Here is a 17,024-nt window from a genome sequence, read left to right on the forward strand (position 1 = left end):
GAGGACGGCGAGAGGCTGGCACCGTCTGCATCGGTCGGCCCCGACGTGATGTTGACCTCAGTGCGGAACGGCGTCGGGCGGACCGTCCGGTTCCGTGCAGTGCGACGGGGCGCCCCCTCGGTAGAGGGGACGCCCCGTCGTGGACGTGCCGTCGGTCGTCAGATCCTGCTGTCGGCCCGACTCCGCGCCACGCTCCGATCCTCGCCCGGAGCCGTGCACCGGCCCCGCGGACGCTCCGCTCCTCGCTGATTCCTCGCTGCGATGCTCGTGCCCTGTCGGCGGGGGCCTCGCTGTGGTGCTCCCGGGGCTGTCGTCATGCCCCCGCGATGAAGCCCACGCGCCGCTGGTCGGCCTGCGCGATCTCCACGTAGGCGATGCGGTCGACGGGGACGAGCACCCGGCGACCGCGGTCGTCGACCAGCGTCAGCAGGCCGTCCTTCGTCGCGCCGGACATGGCCTTCGCCACCTCGGCAGCGATCTCGTCGGGGGTCTTGGGGCTGTCGATGACCAGCTCCCGGGGGGAGTGTTGGACACCGATCTTGACTTCCACGGGGGATGCCTCCTCGAGTTGCGCGGCTGTTCCCCACGCTAGTGCAGCGGTCGATCCGCCGACCTGCCGTGCAGGTGCGCCGTCAGCGAACGCGGCCCCCTGCAGGGGCCCGCCGCGAGCTTGCGAGCGGTGGGGGGCAGGGGGTCCTTCTTCAGCGCGCCGCGCCCTCGCCGCCCTCGACCCGGGGGAAGCCGGAGATGCCGCGCCAGGCCAGCGCGGTCAGCAGCGACACCGCCTCGTCGCGGGACACCGTGCCCTTGCGGGGCAGCCACCAGCGGGCGCTGGTCTCCGACAGCCCGGTCAGGCCCGAGGCGAGCAGCAGCGCCCGCTCCCGGTCCAGGCCGGTGTCGGCGGCGATGACCTCGCCGATCGCCTCCACGCAGGCCCGGTGACCGCGGTCGGCCAGCTCGCGGACGTCCTCGTCGTTGTTCAGGTCGGACTCGAAGACCAGCCGGAACGCGGCGCCGTCGGCGTTGATGAAGTCGAAGTAGGCGCCGACGGCCCCGTTGACGCGGGTGCGGTTGTCGTCGGTGCCCTCCATCGCCTCGCGCACCCGGTCGGTGAGCAGGGTGACCTGCTGCTCGAGCAGCGCCAGGTAGAGCTCCCGCTTGCCCGGGAAGTGCTGGTACAGCACCGGCTTGCTGACCCCGGCCCGGTCGGCGATCTCGTCCATCGCCGCGGCGTGGTAGCCCTGGGCGACGAACACCTCCTGCGCGGCCTGCAGCAGCTGCGCGCGGCGGGCGCCCCGCGGCAGACGGGACGAGCGGCGGACGGGCGCGGGCGCTGACCGGGATACGTGCATGGCGGAGGGATGTTACCGACCGGTCACCCGCTCGCGCGCCGCCGTCCGCGCTGGCCTAGCGTCTGCCGGGTGTCCGACGGTCCCGACGCCCGCGCCGCCGCCGACGCACACCCGGCCCGCCTGTCGACGACCCCGCTGCCGAGCACGGACCGCCTCCCGCCGCCGTGGCCCGGGGAGCAGGTCGCCGTCCGCGGAGGAGAGGTGTTCGTCCGGCGGACGCCGTGGACCGGCCCGGTGGACGGCGCGGCCGCGGGTGCACCGCGGGAGCGGGCGCTCTACGTGCACGGGCTCGGCGGCGCCTCGACCAACTGGACCGACCTCGCCGCGCTGCTCGCCGTCCGCTTCGACGGCTGGGCCCTCGACCTGCCCGGCTTCGGCCGCTCGCGGCCGCCGGCGCGCACCTCCTACTCGGTGCGCGGGCACGTGGCGGCGGTCGTCGACGTCCTGGAGCGGGTCGTCGCCGAGCCCGGAGAGGCCGCCGGCCGGCCGGTGCACCTGCTGGGCAACTCCCTCGGCGGCCTGGTCTCGCTGTTCGTCGCCGCCAGCCGCCCCGACCTGGTCGCCACGCTGACCCTGGTGTCGCCGGCGATGCCGGTCCGCCGCGTGCCGGGCGCCTTCAGCCGCCTGCTCCTGCTGCTCTTGCTGCCCGGGATCCCGGCGCTGGCCGAGCGCCGGTTGTCCGGCGTGACGCCCGAGCAGCAGGTCCGCGGGATGGTGCAGGTGTGCTTCGGCGACCCGCGCCGTGTGCCGAGAGCACGGCTGGACCAGGCGCTGGAGGAGATGCGCGAGCGCGCCGGGCAACCGTGGGCGACGCGGGCGCTGACCCGCAGCATGCGCGGCCTGATCACCTCCTACCTCCGCGTGGGCCCGCGCAACGCCTGGCGGCTGGCCCGGTCGCTGCGCCCGCCCACGCTGGTGGTGTGGGGCGACCGCGACCGGTTGGTCGACCCCGCCCTCGGACCCCGGCTGGCCGCGGCCGTCCCCGACGCGCGGCTGCAGGTCCTCGAGGGCGTCGGGCACGTCGCCATGCTGGAGGCCCCCGAGCCGATGGCGCGGGCGGTGCTGGCACTGGCCGAGGACGCCGCCGCGGCGGCCCTGCACGACCCGGCGCACGCCTCCTGACCTGCGGCGGGGCGACGCGAGGCCACGGACCGTCGCCCGGCCACACGCCGTCGCCGCGCGGTCTGCACCGGAGCCGGGGGGCCGTGAGAGTCTGACGAGGTGAGTCCCGCGGACGCCTTCCCCGGCCGCGGGCCGAACGGGCGCACGCGACCGGCGCCGGACGCCGGCCCGCCCGGTCGTCCCGCTCGCGCCGAGGAGCCGGTCCGCGGCCTCCCGCGCGTGCCCCCGCCCGCCGCCCGCCGCGCCGCGCCGCAGCAGCCCCCGAGGTTCGCCGACACCAACCCGGTGGTGACCCGGTCGGACTCCCCGAGCCCGACGGAGCGCCCGCGGGTCCGCCGACCCGTCGCCACCGACCGCACACCCGGGCGGGTCCCCGCGGAGCGCCGCACCGGAGGCACCCGCGTCGTCGTCAGCGGCCGCACCCGGTCAGGGTCCACCGGCGGCGGAGGCGGCCGGTTCCACCGTTTCGTGACCCGGTGGGGCTGGCGCGCCTACGCGATCCCGCTGCTCGCTCTGGCGACCGTGGTCACCCTCGTGGACCTCGTGTCCGGCGGGGCCGGCACGAGCGGGTCGGCCACCGCCGCGCCGACGCCCTCGGCCGAGGCCGCGGCCCCTCGCACCGCCGAGGCGGTCGCCGAGCCCCCGGCGACGCCGACGGCGCCGGCCGAGATCGACGCCGCACCGACCGCGGCGCCCGAGACCGCCGCGGGCGCGCCCGGCTTCGTCCAGCAGGGCGCCGGGAGCGTGACCGTCGTCCCCGGCAGCTCGCAGATCTACGGCACCGGGCCGCTGCAGCGCTTCGTCGTCGAGGTCGAGGACGGCATCGAGGTGGACGGGCCGTCGTTCGCCGCCGCGGTCGAGGAGACGCTGGGCGACCCGCGGTCGTGGGGCAACGGCGGGCGGATGTCGTTCCAGCGGGTCGGCCAGGAGGAGGCTGCGGCCGGCGACTACGCGTTCAAGGTGACGCTGATCAGCCCCGGCAACATGGAGCGCTACTGTCCCGGCGTCGGCACCGGCGGCTACACCTCCTGCCGGTACGGCGATCGGGCCGTCATCAACCTGGCCCGCTGGGCGACCGCCGTTCCCGACTACGAGGGCGACGTCCCGACCTACCGGCACTACGTGGTGAACCACGAGGTCGGCCACGCGCTCGGCAATGGCCACCAGGCGTGCCCCGGTCCCGGCCGGCCCGCACCGGTCATGCAGCAGCAGACCCTCGGGCTCGAGGGCTGCGCCAAGAACGCCTGGCCCCATCCGTGACACGGTCGGCCCGCGGGCCGACCCCGCCAGCACGTGCCGCCTCCCCTGCGCTGAGCGGGTGTGGTCCCTCGCCAGTCCGCCAGCCGTCCGTCAACGACCAGGTGGGCGCGTGAGTCGGCGACGGTGTGCGCTGGTGTGCACGTCCGGTGGTCCGAACTGCGCGTCGGCGCACAGGATCCGGTGCTCGGCCGGTGGTACGACAGCCCGGCATGCCGTGGGAATCGTCCTGGGTGCCGGGCTGTTGACCCGATGAACGCCGGCCTGCGCTGGGCCGCTGTCGAGTACTGAGGAGCAGCTCGTGTCCCTGCCACCCCTGGTGGAGCCCGCCGCCGATCTCACGATCGACGAGGTCCGCCGGTACAGCCGTCACCTGATCATCCCGGACGTCGGGATGGACGGCCAGAAGCGGCTGAAGAACGCCAAGGTGCTCGCCGTCGGCGCCGGTGGCCTCGGTTCGCCCGTCCTGATGTACCTGGCCGCGGCCGGGGTCGGGACGCTCGGCATCGTCGAGTTCGACGTCGTCGACGAGTCGAACCTGCAGCGCCAGATCATCCACGGCGCGTCCGACGTCGGCCGGTCCAAGGCCGAGAGCGCGCGCGACTCGATCAAGGAGATCAACCCCTACGTCGACGTCCGCCTGCACGAGACGCGGCTGGACAGCGACAACGTGATGGAGATCTTCGGTCAGTACGACCTCATCGTCGACGGCACCGACAACTTCGCCACCCGCTACCTGGTCAACGACGCCTGCGTGCTGCTGGGCAAGCCCTACGTCTGGGGCTCGATCTACCGGTTCGACGGCCAGGTCTCGGTCTTCTGGAACGAGCACGGCCCGAACTACCGCGACCTCTACCCGGTGCCGCCGCCCCCCGGCATGGTGCCCAGCTGCGCCGAAGGCGGCGTGCTCGGCGTCCTGTGCGCGACCGTCGGCGCCATCCAGGCCACGGAGGCGGTCAAGCTGATCACCGGCATCGGCGAGACGCTGCTCGGCCGGCTGATGGTCTACGACGCCCTGGAGATGACCTTCCGCACCATCAAGGTGCGCAAGGACCCGGAGGCCGAGCCGATCACCGGCCTCATCGACTACGAGACCTTCTGCGGTGTGGTCTCCGACGAGGCCCAGCATGCGGCCGCAGGCTCGACGATCACCGTCGACGAGCTCAAGGACATGATGGACGCCGGCAAGGACTTCGAGCTGATCGACGTCCGGGAGCCCAACGAGTACGAGATCGTGTCCATCCCCGGTGCGACGCTCATCCCCAAGGACGAAATCCTCTCCGGCCGCGCGCTGTCGCAGCTGCCGCAGGACAAGCCGATCGTGCTGCACTGCAAGACCGGCGTCCGCTCGGCCGAGGTGCTCGCCGCGGTGAAGAACGCGGGCTTCTCCGACGCCGTGCACGTCCAGGGCGGCGTGACGGCCTGGGCGACGCGCATCGACAAGACGCTGCCGACCTATTAGAAGGACCCCCGTCCTCCCCACCCTTCGCAAGCTCAGGGTGAGGCCCTGGACGGGGGCCGGTTCCAGCACGTCACCGGGCCCGGTCCGCTCCCGTACGGGAGCGGACCGGGCCCTCGCGCTGTCTACTGAGCGCATGCCCGACTTCGCCCCCGCCGAGCTGATCGCGCTCTTCCAGCGCGCGCAGGCCGCGTTCACCGACCGCGTCGACGCGGTCGAGCCGGAGCAGTGGGACGACGAGGCACTGCCCGGCTGGACGGTCGCCGACCTCGTCGCGCACCTGGTGTCCGAGGCGCTCTGGGTGCCGCCGCTGCTGGCCGGGGAGCCGTTCGACCTCATCGACGGCCGCTTCCCCGACGACACCAGCGACCTGCTCGGCGACGACCCGCTGACCGGCTGGGAGTCCGCCGCCGACGGCGCGCTGACCGCCTTCGCGCAGGACCGGGCGCTGCTGCACACCGTCCACCTGTCCCGCGGGAAGGTGCCGGCCGGGGAGTACATCGAGGAGATGACCGCCGACCTCACGGTGCACTCCTGGGACCTCGCCCGGGCCACCCACGGCGACACCGAGCTGGACCCGGCACTGGTCACGGCGGCGCTCGTCGTCGCCGACCGGCTCCCCGCAGACGGTGTGCCGGGCCTGTTCGACCCACCGCTCGACGTGCCGCGGACCGCCCCACCGCAGGCCCGGCTGCTGGGCAGGTACGGCCGCCGGGGCTGACCCCGGGAGGTCGGTGTGGGTGGTGGACGACGACCCGCGGACCCGTACGCACGGCCGCGGCGGGCAGCCCTCCCCGGACACCTCGCCGCTGGACGTGGACGAGGCGGTGTTCGACGTCGTGGAGCGCATCCCGCCCGGGCGGGTGAGCACCTACGGCGCGATCGGCCGGCTGGTCGGCGTCGGGCCGCGGCGGGTCGCCCGCGCGCTGTCCCAGGGCGGGGGAGCGGTGCCCTGGCACCGGGTGGTCCGCGCCGACGGGTCGGTCGCCGAGCCGGTCCGCGTCGAGCAGCTCGCCCGGCTCGCCGCCGAGGGCGTGCCGGTGCGCTCGGGCCGCGTCGACCTGACCGCCCTCGGCTGGCCCTGAGCCGGCCGGACGGCGGGCCCGTGCTGCTGGTCACGTGGGCCCGGAAGCGGTGGACCGGCAGGCGCGCGGACCCCTGCACGGCAGCAGCCGCCGCGCTCCGGCCGCGCCGGTGGCCCGGCCCTCCCGAGAACGTCCGACGCTCGTGGTGTCATCGGAGTGTGGCACTGAGGGGGGACGAGTCGACGCCGGTCTACCGCCTCGTGCAGCCGGCCGGAGCGTCGGTGCCACGCCCCCGGCTCGACCCCACCCAGCAGGCCGTCGTCGACCATCAGGGCGGCCCGCTGCTGGTGCTCGCCGGCCCCGGCACGGGCAAGACGACGACGATCGTCGAGGCGGTCGCCGCGCGTATCGACGGCGGCGTCGACCCCGAGCAGATCCTCGTCCTGACCTTCAGCCGCCGGGCTGCGGCCGAGCTGCGCGACCGCGTCACCGCGCGGGTGGCGCGCACCCTCCGGGAGCCGCTGGCCCGCACCTTCCACTCCTACGCCTACGGCGTGCTGCGACGGGCGGCGCTGCTGCGCGGGGAGGCGCCCCCGCGGCTGCTGACCGCCGCCGAGCAGGACGCCGTCGTCGCCGAGTTGCTGCGCGGTGACCTGGCCGGGGAGGGCGCGGTGCGCTGGCCGGAGTCGTTGCTGCCGGCGCTGACCACCGCCGGCTTCCGCGGCGAACTGCGAGAGCTGCTGCTGCGGGCCACCGAGCGGGGAGTCGACCCCGAGCTGCTGGCCGCCTGGAGCCGGGAGACCGGCAACGAGGCGTGGCTGCACGCCGCGGCCTTCCAGGAGCAGTACGAGGCGGTCACCGCCTTCTCCACCGCCGGCGGCGGTGACGCGTCGGGCTACGACTCCGCCGAGCTGGTCCGGGCCGCGATCGCCGAGCTCGAGGACGACCCCGCGCTGCTGCGGGCCGAGCGCGAGCGGGCCCGGTGGCTGTTCGTCGACGAGTACCAGGACACCGACCCCGCACAGGTGGAGCTGCTGCAGCTGCTCGCCGGTGGCGGGGGTGACCTGGTCGTCGTCGGCGACCCCGACCAGGCCGTCTACACCTTCCGCGGCGCCGAGCCGCGCGGCATCGTGGAGTTCCCCGAGCGGTTCCGCACCGTGAGCGGCCGACCCGCACCGCGGCTGTCGCTGGGCGTGTGCCGGCGCTCGGGCCCCGCGCTGCTGGAGGTCAGCCGGAGGGTCGCCGAGGCGCTGCCCGGCCCGTGGGAGCACCGCCGGCTGTCCGCGGTCGAAGGGGCCGAGGAGGGCAGCGCCGAGGTGCACGTCTTCGACTCGGCGTCGGTCGAGGCCGCCTACGTCGCCGACACCCTGCGCCGCGCGCACCTGGTCGACGGCGTCCCGTGGTCGGAGATGGCCGTCGTCATCCGCACCGCGCTGGCCATCGGGCCGCTGCGGCGCGCGCTCACCTCGGCCGGCGTCCCGGTCGAGGTCGGCACAGACGACCTGCCGCTGGCCGCCCAGCCGGCCGTCGCGCCGCTGCTGGCCGCGCTCGGCGCGCTGCTGCCGCGCCCGGGCGCCGAGCCGGGCACGCTGGCCCTCGACGAGCTCGGCGCCGAGGCGCTGCTGACCTCCGCACTGGGCGGCGCGACCGTGCTGGACCTGCGCCGGCTGCGCCGTGCCGTGCGGATCGCGCAGGCCCGGCGCGGGGTCGACGCCGACGAACGGGGCGCGCCGCTGGCCACCGCGCTCGTCGACGAGGGGCTGCTCGAGGAGCTGCCCGAGGCCGTCGCCCGCCCCGCGCGCCGGGTCGCGGACGTGCTGGCCGCCGGCCGGGTGGCGCTGGCCCGCGACGGGTCCGCCGAGGACGTGCTCTGGGCGATGTGGCAGCGCAGCGGGCTGGCCGGCCGGTGGGCGCGGGCCAGCGCCGCCGGCGGGGCGGCCGGAGCGGCCGCCGACCGCGACCTCGACGCCGTCGTCGCGCTGTTCGACGCCGCGGCCGGCTTCGTCGACCGGCTGCCCTCGGCCACCGTCGGCGCGTTCGTCGAGCACCTGTCGGCACAGGAGCTGCCCGGGGTCACCGGCGCCGGCCGGGAGTCGGCGACCGACGCCGTCCGGCTGCTCACCGCGCACGCCTCCAAGGGCCTGGAGTGGGACGTCGTCTGCGTGGCCGGCGTGCAGGAGGGCATCTGGCCCGACCTCCGCGACCGCGGCACGCTGCTGGGCACCGAGCTGCTGGTCGAGCGGGTGGCGGGCATCGACGGCGCCGTTCTCGACCGGCGGGTGCAGATGCTGGCCGAGGAGCGGCGGCTGTTCTACGTCGCCTGCACCCGCGCCCGCCGGCGGCTGGTGGTCACCGCCGTCGAGGGTGCCCTGGACGGTCCCGACGCCGGCGCCACCGCCTCCCGGTTCCTCGACCTCGTCGTCCCCCGGCCCGACGACGGCCGGCCGCTGACGCCGCTGCCGCGCTCGCTGACGCTGCCCGCGCTGGTCGCCGAGCTGCGGCGGGCGGTCAGCGACCCGCAGACCGAGCCGGCCCGGCGGTCTGCCGCCGCCGCGGTGCTGCGCCGGCTGGCCGACGAGGGCGTGCCCGGCGCCTCCCCGGCCGACTGGTGGGGCCTGGCGCCGCTGTCCGACGACGCTCCGCTGGTGCCCGACGGCGAGGCGGTGCGGGTGCGCCCGTCGGCGATCGAGACCTTCCAGCGCTGCCCGCTGAAGTGGGTGCTCGGCGCGGTCGGCGCCGAGGCCTCGCCCGACGCCACCCGCACCGTCGGCTCGGCGGTGCACGCCGTCGCCCAGAAGGTGGCCGAGGGGCTGCCCGCCGCCGAGGCACCCGCCGCGCTGGCCGAGGAGCTCGACCAGCTCGACCTCGGTCCCGGCTGGGCCGACCAGCGGCAGCAGACCGCCGCCCGCGACATGCTCGACCGGTTCCTGCGCTGGCACGCCGCCAACGGCCGCGAGCTGCTCGCCGCCGAGGCCGACTTCGACGTCACCGTGGGGCGGGCCCGCATCCGCGGCCAGGTCGACCGGCTCGAGCGCGACGGCGCCGGCCGGCTGGTCGTCGTCGACCTCAAGACCGGCCGCACCGCCGCGCGCGACATCGACACCCACGGGCAGCTGGCCGCCTACCAGGTGGCCGTCGCCGCCGGCGCGTTCGGCGAGCACGGCGATGCCCCCGGCGGAGCGGCGCTGCTGCAGGTCGGCTCCGGGAGCAGGGCCAAGGAGCAGGCCCAGGACCCGCTGCCCGCCGGCGTCCCGGTGGGGCAGACCTGGGCCGGGGAGCTGGTGGCGCAGGTCGGCGACGGCATGGGCGCGGCCACCTTCGAGGTGCGGACCGGTAGCCACTGCTCCCGGTGCCCGGCCCGGCGCAGCTGCCCGCTGCACGAGCGCGGCCGGCAGGTCACGGCGTGAGCGTGGGGGAGTCCGCGTGAGCCGCCGGACACCAGCGCCGGTCGAGGAACAGCTCGCGTTCGACGACGCCCTGTTCGGGGCGGCGCCCGAGCCGGTGCGGCAGCGCCGGACGCTCACCCCCGCCGAGGTCGCCGCGCGCTGCGGCCTGGCCTACGCGCCCTCCGACGAGCAGACGCGGGTGGTGTCGGCGCCGGCCGACCGGCCGCTGGTCGTCGTCGCCGGGGCCGGGTCGGGCAAGACCGAGACGATGGCCGCCCGGGTCTGCTGGCTGGTGGCCAACGAGCTGGTCGCCCCCGACGCCGTCCTCGGGCTGACCTTCACCCGCAAGGCGGCCAGCGAGCTCAACGAGCGCATCCGCATCCGGCTGGGCGCGCTGTCCCGGCACCCGGAGACCGATCCGGAACTCCGGGAGCGGCTGGCCGTCGCGATGCCGACGGTGTCGACCTACCACGGTTACGCCGCCTCGCTGGTCAGCGAGCACGGGCTGCGGATCGGCGTCGAGCCCGGCGCCGGCGTGCTCGGCCCGGCGATGTGCTGGGGGCAGGCGGCGTCCGTCGTGTCCGGCTGGACCGGCGACATGGACGACGTCCAGCTCACCCCGCTGACCACCGTCGAGGACGTGCTGGCGCTGGCCGGCGAGCTCGGCGAGCACGACATCCCCGCTGACCGGCTGCGCGCGTGGACCGCGCAGCTGGAGCGGCAGATCGCCGGCTATCCCGACGCGAGGGGCAAGCGCGGCCCCTACAGGCCGGTGCTGGAGATGCTGGCCCGCCAGCGCGCCCGCGTGGCGCTGCTGCCGCTGGTCGAGGCGTTCGAGGCACGCAAGCGGGCCGCCGGCGCGATCGACCACTCCGACCAGGTGGCGCTGGCCGCGCGGGTCGCCGTGAGCGCGCCCGAGGTCGGCCGCCGCGAGCGGGCCCGCTGGCGGATCGTGCTGCTCGACGAGTACCAGGACACCAGCGTCGGCCAGCTGCGGATGCTCGAGGCGCTGTTCGGCGGCACCACCGGGCACCCGGTGCTCGCCGTCGGGGACCCGCGGCAGTCGATCTACGGCTGGCGCGGCGCGTCGGCGGGGACGATCGAGCGCTTCGACCGCACCTTCCCCGGGGTCCGCGGCCGGGAGGCGCAGCGGCTCACCCTGGCCACCAGCTGGCGCAACGACGGCGCGGTGCTCGCCGTCGCCAACGACGTCGCCGGGTTGCTGCCGGCGCCCGAGGTGCCGCTGCCCGACCTCGCGCCGGCGCCCACCGCCGGGCACGGGCTGGTCACCGCCGGCCTCTACCCGACCGTGGCCGAGGAGACCGAGGCGCTCGCCGACCGGCTGGCCGCCAGCTGGCGCGGCGAGGACCCGGCGCTGCCGCCGCGCCCCGACGGGCGTTCCCCGACGACGGCGGTGCTGGTGCGCACGCGCAAGCAGCTGCCCGGCATCGCCGCCGCGCTGCGCGCCCGCGGCCTGCCGGTGACCGTCGTCGGCCTGGGCGGGCTGCTGGAGGTGCCCGAGGTCTCCGACGTCGTCGCGACGCTGACCGTGCTCGTCGACCCCACCGCCGGCGACGCGATGGGCCGGCTGCTCACCGGCGCCCGCTGGCGGATCGGCCCCCGCGACCTCGCCGCGCTCGAGTCCCGCGCCCGCGCGCTGGTGCACTCCCGGAAGCCCGACCGCGAGGACGGCGACGACCCCAGGCCGTCCGAGCGCGGCAGCATCGTCGAGGCGCTCGACGACCTCGGGGACCCGTCGGCCTACTCGCCCGCGGCCCACCGGCGGCTGCGGCGGCTGGCCGCGGAGCTGGCGCACCTGCGCGGCCGGCTGGGGGAGTCGCTGCCCGATCTGGTCGACGACGTCGCGCGGGTGCTGGGCCTGGAGACCGAGCTGGCCAGCGCGCCCGGCGTGAGCCCCGGTTCGGCGCGGGCGCACCTCGACGCGCTGCACGCCGTCGCCGCGGAGTTCACCGAGCTGGCCGAGCTGCCCTCGCTGCCGGCCTTCCTCGGCTACCTGCGCGACGCCGAGGAGCGCGAGCGCGGCCTCGAGCCGGGCGAGGTCGCGGTCGACCCCGAGTCGATCCAGCTGCTCACCGGCCACTCGGCCAAGGGCCTGGAGTGGGACGTCGTCGCCGTGCCCGGCATGACGGCCGACCAGTTCCCGGCCCGCACCGACACCAGCGACTCGTGGGTCAAGGACCCCGGCGCGGTCCCGGTCGACCTGCGCACCACCGACCGCGCGGAGCTGCCGCAGCTGCGCCTGCCGGTGCCGGGCTCCGGCGACCAGGCCGCGGTGCGCGCCGCGCTCGAGGACTACGTCGAGGAGTGGAAGCGCTTCGGGGAGGCCGAGGAGATCCGGCTGGGCTACGTGGCGGTCACCCGCGCCAAGCACCTGCTGCTGTGCTCGGGCAGCTGGTGGCGCGAGGGCGTGAAGCCGAACGGCCCGTCGGTGCTGCTCGACGCCGTCCGCCGCGCGTGCTCGGCCGGTGCCGGCGTCGTCGTCGCGTGGGCCGAACGCCCCGAGGAGGGGGCCACGAACCCGGCGCTGGAGGAGTGGCCGGTGGGCGTGTGGCCGGCCGACCCGCTCTCGCCGCCGCGCCGCCGTGCGCTCACCGCCGCCGCCGAGCTGGTGGCCGGTGCCGCCCCGCACCCGCTGGACGCCGCCGCCGCCCTCGGCACCGGCGATCCGGAGGTGGAGCGCTGGGTGCGCGACGCCGACCTGCTGCTGCGCGAGCGACGGCGCACCGCCCGCCCGACCGTCGAGGTGCCACTGCCCAGCCACCTGTCGGTGTCCGAGCTGGTCACGCTGCGCCGCGACCCCGCCGAGCTCGCCCGGCGGCTGCGCCGGCCGATGCCCGCCGCGCCCGCGCCGCTGGCCCGCCGCGGCACCGCCTTCCACGCCTGGCTGGAGGAGCGCTTCGGCGTCGCCCGGCTGCTCGACCTGGACGAGCTGCCCGGCTCCGGCGACGAGTCCGCCGCTCCCGACGGCGCGCTGGCCGCGCTGCAGGAGGCGTTCCTGGCCAGCCCCTGGGCCGACCGGCAACCGGTCGAGGTCGAGGTGCCCTTCGAGACGCCCCTGGGCCCGCTCACCCTGCGCGGGCGCATCGACGCGGTCTTCGACGACGGCGGTGGCGGCTTCGAGGTCGTCGACTGGAAGACCGGCCCGCCGCCGTCGGGCGCCGAGCTCGCCGCCGCGGCGGTGCAGCTGGCCGCCTACCGGCTGGGCTGGTCGCGGCTGACCGGCGTCCCGGTCGAACGGGTCAGCGCCGGCTTCCACCACGTCTCCGCCGGCGTCACCGTGCGCCCGGTCGACCTGCTCGACGAGGCCGGCCTGCTCGCCCTGGTCACCGGGCAGGCGGCCGACGACGACGTGCTCCCCGACGAGCCCGAGCCGGAGGAGTGCTGACCTCCCGCGACGTGGCCCCCTGCAGGGGCTCGCCACTGGCCCCGTCCAGGGCACCGCCCCGAGCTCGCGAGGGGCGGGGAGGACGGGTTCTTCCATGGCGGGGGGCAGGGGTCCCGCTTCACGTGGAGGCGATGCGGTCCAGGATCGCGACGGCCAGCTGCTCGGGAGCCTGCTCGGGGATCCAGTGGCTCACCCCGGCAAGCTCGACGAACCGGTAGTCGCCGGTGACGTACTCGGCGCAGCCCTCCGCGGCCCGCCGCCCGATGGCGACGTCCCCGTCGCTCCACACGTACGCGGTCGGCACCGGGACGTCGTCGACCGGCGTGGACGAGCTCATCGCCCGGTACCAGTTGAGCGCGGCGGTCAGCGCGCCCGGCGCCGAGAGCACGGCCACGTACTCGTCGACGGCCTCGGCCGGGACGGCGTCCCCGAACATCCGCCGGAGCCGCCGGGCGTCGTCGGCCAGCAGCACCTCCTCGGCCTTGCCCTGCTGCCAGAAGAGGCGGATGTAGGCCGACCGCTCCTGCTGCTCGGGGTCCGAGCGCCACGCCGTGGTGAACGCCGTCGGATGCGGCACGGAGACCGCGGTCAGCGAACGCACCCGGTCCTCGTGCCAGGCGGCCAGCGCCCAGGCCACGTTGGCACCCCAGTCGTGCCCGACCACGTCGGCCACCGGCACGTCCATCGCCGTCATCAGGTCGGCGGTCACCTGCGCCAGGTTGGTCAGGGCGTAGGCCTCGACCTCGTCCGGTCGCGCGCCGGGGGAGTAGCCGAGCTGGTCGACGGCGTAGCTGCGCAGCCCCGCCTCGGCCAGCTGGGGGGTCACCGCCGCCCACGACGCCGATGTCTCCGGGAAGCCGTGCAGCAGCAGCACCGGACGGCCGTCGTCCGGCCCGTCGGCCCGGACGTCGAAGCTGAGGTCGCCGACGTCCACCCGCAGGAGCTGTCCCGACATGGCCGCGACGCTACCGTCGGCAGTCGTGAGCAGCCCGGAACGCGACTTCGTCAGCGCGCACCTCGACGACCTGCACGCCGACCTCGACGCCTGGTTGCGGATCCCGTCGATCTCCGCCGACCCCGCGCACGCGCCGGCCATCGCCGCGAGCGCCGAGTGGCTGGCCGCCGCGCTGCGCCGCACGGGCTTCCCGGTCGTGGAGGTGTGGGAGACCGCCGGTGCCCCCGCCGTCTACGCCGAGTGGCCCTCGGCGGACGACGGCGCGCCGGTGGCCCTCGTCTACGGGCACCACGACGTCCAGCCGGTCGACCCGCTGGAGCTGTGGGCGCACCCCCCGTTCGAGCCCACCCGCGTCGAGGGCCCCGACGGCCCGGAGCTGCACGCCCGCGGCGCGATCGACGACAAGGGCAACGTCGCGATGCACCTGCTCGGCATGCGCGCGCACCTGGCCGCCACCGGCCGGGACACCCCGGCGGTCACCGTCAAGGTCCTGGTCGAGGGCGAGGAGGAATCCGGCTCGCCGCAGTTCGCCACCCTGCTGCGGGAGCGGGCCGAGCGGCTGCGGTGCGACGTCGTGGTGGTCAGCGACACCGGGATGGCCGCCCCCGACGTCCCCAGCGCCGTCGTGGCGATGCGCGGGCTGGCCGACGCCGAGATCACCCTGCGCGGGCCCGCCGTCGACCTGCACTCCGGCTCCTTCGGCGGCGGCGTCCCCAACCCGCTGCACGCCATGGCGACCCTGCTGGCGAGCCTGCACGACGCCCACGGGCGGGTCACCCTGCCCGGCTTCTACGACCGGGTCCGCCCGCTCACCGACCGCGAGCGCGACCTCATGGCCCGCGTGCCCTTCGACGAGCAGGCCTGGCTGACCGGTCCCGCCGCCTCCCGGCTCGCCACCGGGGAGGACGGCTTCACCACCCTGGAGCGGATCGGTGCCCGGCCCACCGCCGAGGTCAACGGGATGTGGGGCGGCTACACCGGCCCCGGGCACAAGACGATCATCCCGGCCGAGGCGCACGCCAAGATCACCTTCCGGCTGGTCGCCGACCAGCGCCCTGCCGACCTCGCCGAGCAGGTGCGCGGCTGGGTGGCGGCCAACCTGCCGGCGGGCATCCAGGCCGACGTGCACGTCCCGGCCGGCGGGGTCTCCCCGTGCGCCAGCGACCTGGACTCCCCGGCGATGGCCGCCCTGCTCACCGCGATCGGTCAGGCCTTCGACCGGGACCCGGCCGACGTGCTGTTCACCCGCGAGGGCGGCAGCGGCCCGGAGGCCGACCTGGTCGACGTCCTCGGCGCGCCGCTGGTGTTCCTCGGCGCCGGGCTGCCCACCGACCGCATCCACTCGCCGAACGAGCGGGTGCTGCTGCCGATGCTGTACCGCGGGGCCGAGGCCGCCGCGCACCTGTGGCGGGAACTCGCGACCGTGCCGCTGCGCCCGCGGTGACCGACCGCCAGGACGGCGGGCGTTTCGGCCCCTACCGGATCCTGGGCGTCCTCGGCCGTGGCGGCATGGGGCAGGTGCTCCGGGCGCACGACGGCGAGCACGAACGGGACGTCGCCCTCAAGGTGCTGCACCCGCAGTGGGCCCAGGACGAGGGCTACCGCGACCGCTTCCGGCGTGAGGCCCGCATCGCCGCGCGCCTCACCGAGCCGCACGTCGTCCCCATCCACCGGTACGGCGAGATCGAGGGGCAGCTCTTCCTCGACATGCGCCTGGTCGACGGCGAGGACCTCGACTCGCTGCTGCGGCGCACCGGCCCGATGGACCCCGCCCGCGCCGTCGACCTGGTCGGCCAGGTCGCCCGTGCCCTGGACGCCGCACACGCCGGGGGCCTGGTCCACCGGGACGTCAAACCGTCGAACGTGCTGCTCGTCGCCCGGGCCGACGGGCGGGACCTGGCCACCTCCGCCGCCGGAGAAGACTTCGCCTACCTGGCCGACTTCGGCGTCGCCCGCGGCGCCGACGACGGGCCCGGACCGGCGCTGACCGCCGTCGGCACCGCGGTCGGCAGCACCGAGTACATGGCCCCCGAGCGCTTCGGCGCGGCGCCGCCGGACGCCCGCGCCGACGTCTACTCCCTGGCCTGCCTGCTGTTCGAGCTGCTCACCGGGCGCCGTCCGTTCCCCCCGGGCGATCCGGCGCGCACGATGGCCGCGCACCTGCACGAGGTGCCGCCGGCGCCGTCGTCCCTGCGTCCGGAACTGCCCGCCGCGCTGGACGAGGCCGTCCTGCGCGGGCTGGCCAAGGACCCCGAGCGGCGCTGGCAGCGCGCCGGGAACCTGGCCGACGCGGCGCGGTCGGCGCTGACCGGCAGCGGCGTCCCGGTGCCCCGCCCGGACGACGCCCCGACGGCAGCCGGGCCCCGGCCGGTGGACGGGGACCGCTCGACCACCCGGCAGGTGCCGGCAGCCGCCCCGGTCGCGCCCGCACCGACCCTCGTCGGCGATCCCCCGGCCGGTCGGTCCCGGCGCCGGCTCGGCTGGCTGCCGTGGCTGCTCGCCGCCGTCGCGACGGGAGCGGCGCTGGTGCTCGCCGGGCTGCTCGTCACCACCGACCGCCGCGCCGACGAGGCCGCCGGCGACGTCTCGGGGATCGCCCAGCGGCTGCTCGCCCTGGCGCTGCCCGAGGAGGTCGACCCCGCCGACTGCACGGCCGCGCCCGTGGACGGGGCGCAACTGGGTCGGCTGGAGTGCCCGGCGGGGGACCTCGACGAGGGCGGCGCCCCGGCGGGGACGTACGCCCTGTACGCCGGGGACGGCGCGGCCACCGCCTTCGCCGAGCACGTGGCGGCCGCGGGGCTGCCCGTGCTCGACAGCGAGTACGGCTGCGGGAACGGCGACGACCCGGAGGGCTGGCTGCCGCTGGAGGACTCCGACGACCGGACCGTGGGCCGGCTGGCCTGCTCCCTCGATGCCGAGGGCGACGCGCAACTGCGCTGGACCTGGGACGACACCGGCACGCTCGCCGTCGCCGAGGTGCGCGGCGGCGGGGAGGACGAGTTGCGCGAGCTGGTCTCCTGGTGGGACGACGCCGCCGACCGTCGGTGACCGGAGCACCCCGG

Annotated in this window: 12 protein-coding genes; 9 read left to right on the plus strand and 3 right to left on the minus strand. The window is 76.5% G+C overall.

Annotation, left to right across the window (positions count from 1 at the left end; translation table 11 throughout):
• Nucleotides 1-313 precede the first annotated feature (313 nt).
• Together BUB17_RS11000 and BUB17_RS11005 are read right to left on the minus strand one after the other, a co-directional pair.
• Complete coding sequence (locus BUB17_RS11000) at nucleotides 314-550, minus strand: DUF3107 domain-containing protein (RefSeq protein WP_012950239.1); 237 nt, start codon at nucleotides 548-550, stop codon at nucleotides 314-316.
• 151 nt (nucleotides 551-701) lie between these two features.
• Nucleotides 702-1,352, minus strand: coding sequence for a TetR/AcrR family transcriptional regulator (locus BUB17_RS11005; RefSeq protein WP_072917939.1), 651 nt, complete (start codon nucleotides 1,350-1,352; stop codon nucleotides 702-704).
• A gap of 69 nt (nucleotides 1,353-1,421) precedes the next feature.
• Here BUB17_RS11005 and BUB17_RS11010 point away from each other — a divergent pair, with 69 nt between their 5' ends.
• From BUB17_RS11010 to BUB17_RS11040, 7 genes are all read left to right on the plus strand, one after another.
• Nucleotides 1,422-2,474 carry an alpha/beta fold hydrolase gene (locus BUB17_RS11010; RefSeq protein ID WP_072917946.1) on the plus strand — a complete coding sequence of 351 codons (1,053 nt, stop codon included), beginning with the start codon at nucleotides 1,422-1,424 and terminating at the stop codon, nucleotides 2,472-2,474.
• Nucleotides 2,475-2,573: 99 nt separating this feature from the next.
• A complete protein-coding gene (locus tag BUB17_RS11015; RefSeq protein ID WP_072917948.1) occupies nucleotides 2,574-3,734 on the plus strand; it encodes a DUF3152 domain-containing protein in 1,161 nt (386 codons plus the stop codon).
• Between the two features lie 298 nt (nucleotides 3,735-4,032).
• Entirely contained in the window at nucleotides 4,033-5,193 is a 1,161-nt protein-coding gene (gene moeZ, locus BUB17_RS11020) for an adenylyltransferase/sulfurtransferase MoeZ (RefSeq protein WP_072917949.1), read from the plus strand.
• A gap of 133 nt (nucleotides 5,194-5,326) precedes the next feature.
• Nucleotides 5,327-5,911 carry a TIGR03086 family metal-binding protein gene (locus BUB17_RS11025; RefSeq protein WP_072917951.1) on the plus strand — a complete coding sequence of 195 codons (585 nt, stop codon included), beginning with the start codon at nucleotides 5,327-5,329 and terminating at the stop codon, nucleotides 5,909-5,911.
• Between the two features lie 19 nt (nucleotides 5,912-5,930).
• A complete protein-coding gene (locus tag BUB17_RS11030; protein ID WP_244277144.1) occupies nucleotides 5,931-6,275 on the plus strand; it encodes an MGMT family protein in 345 nt (114 codons plus the stop codon).
• Between the two features lie 158 nt (nucleotides 6,276-6,433).
• Entirely contained in the window at nucleotides 6,434-9,622 is a 3,189-nt protein-coding gene (locus BUB17_RS11035) for an ATP-dependent helicase (protein ID WP_208983371.1), read from the plus strand.
• A gap of 16 nt (nucleotides 9,623-9,638) precedes the next feature.
• Nucleotides 9,639-13,007, plus strand: a complete 3,369-nt coding sequence (locus BUB17_RS11040) for an ATP-dependent DNA helicase (protein WP_072917953.1) — start codon at nucleotides 9,639-9,641, stop codon at nucleotides 13,005-13,007.
• A gap of 118 nt (nucleotides 13,008-13,125) precedes the next feature.
• Here BUB17_RS11040 and BUB17_RS11045 read toward each other — a convergent pair whose 3' ends face one another.
• Nucleotides 13,126-13,962 (minus strand): alpha/beta fold hydrolase, encoded by an 837-nt coding sequence (locus tag BUB17_RS11045; RefSeq protein WP_072917954.1) that lies wholly within the window; start codon nucleotides 13,960-13,962, stop codon nucleotides 13,126-13,128.
• A gap of 25 nt (nucleotides 13,963-13,987) precedes the next feature.
• Between BUB17_RS11045 and BUB17_RS11050 the strand changes: the two genes are divergently transcribed.
• Together BUB17_RS11050 and BUB17_RS11055 are read left to right on the plus strand one after the other, a co-directional pair.
• Nucleotides 13,988-15,406, plus strand: coding sequence for a M20/M25/M40 family metallo-hydrolase (locus BUB17_RS11050; protein ID WP_244277146.1), 1,419 nt, complete (start codon nucleotides 13,988-13,990; stop codon nucleotides 15,404-15,406).
• Nucleotides 15,403-17,010 (plus strand): serine/threonine-protein kinase, encoded by a 1,608-nt coding sequence (locus BUB17_RS11055; RefSeq protein ID WP_072917957.1) that lies wholly within the window; start codon nucleotides 15,403-15,405, stop codon nucleotides 17,008-17,010. The genes BUB17_RS11050 and BUB17_RS11055 overlap by 4 nt, the downstream gene beginning before the upstream one ends.
• The last annotated feature ends 14 nt before the right edge of the window (nucleotides 17,011-17,024 follow it).

This window comes from Geodermatophilus obscurus (assembly GCF_900143215.1).
Lineage (GTDB): Bacteria > Actinomycetota > Actinomycetes > Mycobacteriales > Geodermatophilaceae > Geodermatophilus > Geodermatophilus obscurus_A.

What these genes read in the sequence shown, in the direction of transcription:
- BUB17_RS11045 (WP_072917954.1), bottom strand. Translation starts at nt 13,962, where the DNA reads ATGTCGGGACAGCTCCTGCGGGTGGACGTCGGCGACCTCAGCTTCGAC.
- BUB17_RS11025 (WP_072917951.1), top strand. Translation starts at nt 5,327, where the DNA reads ATGCCCGACTTCGCCCCCGCCGAGCTGATCGCGCTCTTCCAGCGCGCG.
- BUB17_RS11005 (WP_072917939.1), bottom strand. Translation starts at nt 1,352, where the DNA reads ATGCACGTATCCCGGTCAGCGCCCGCGCCCGTCCGCCGCTCGTCCCGT.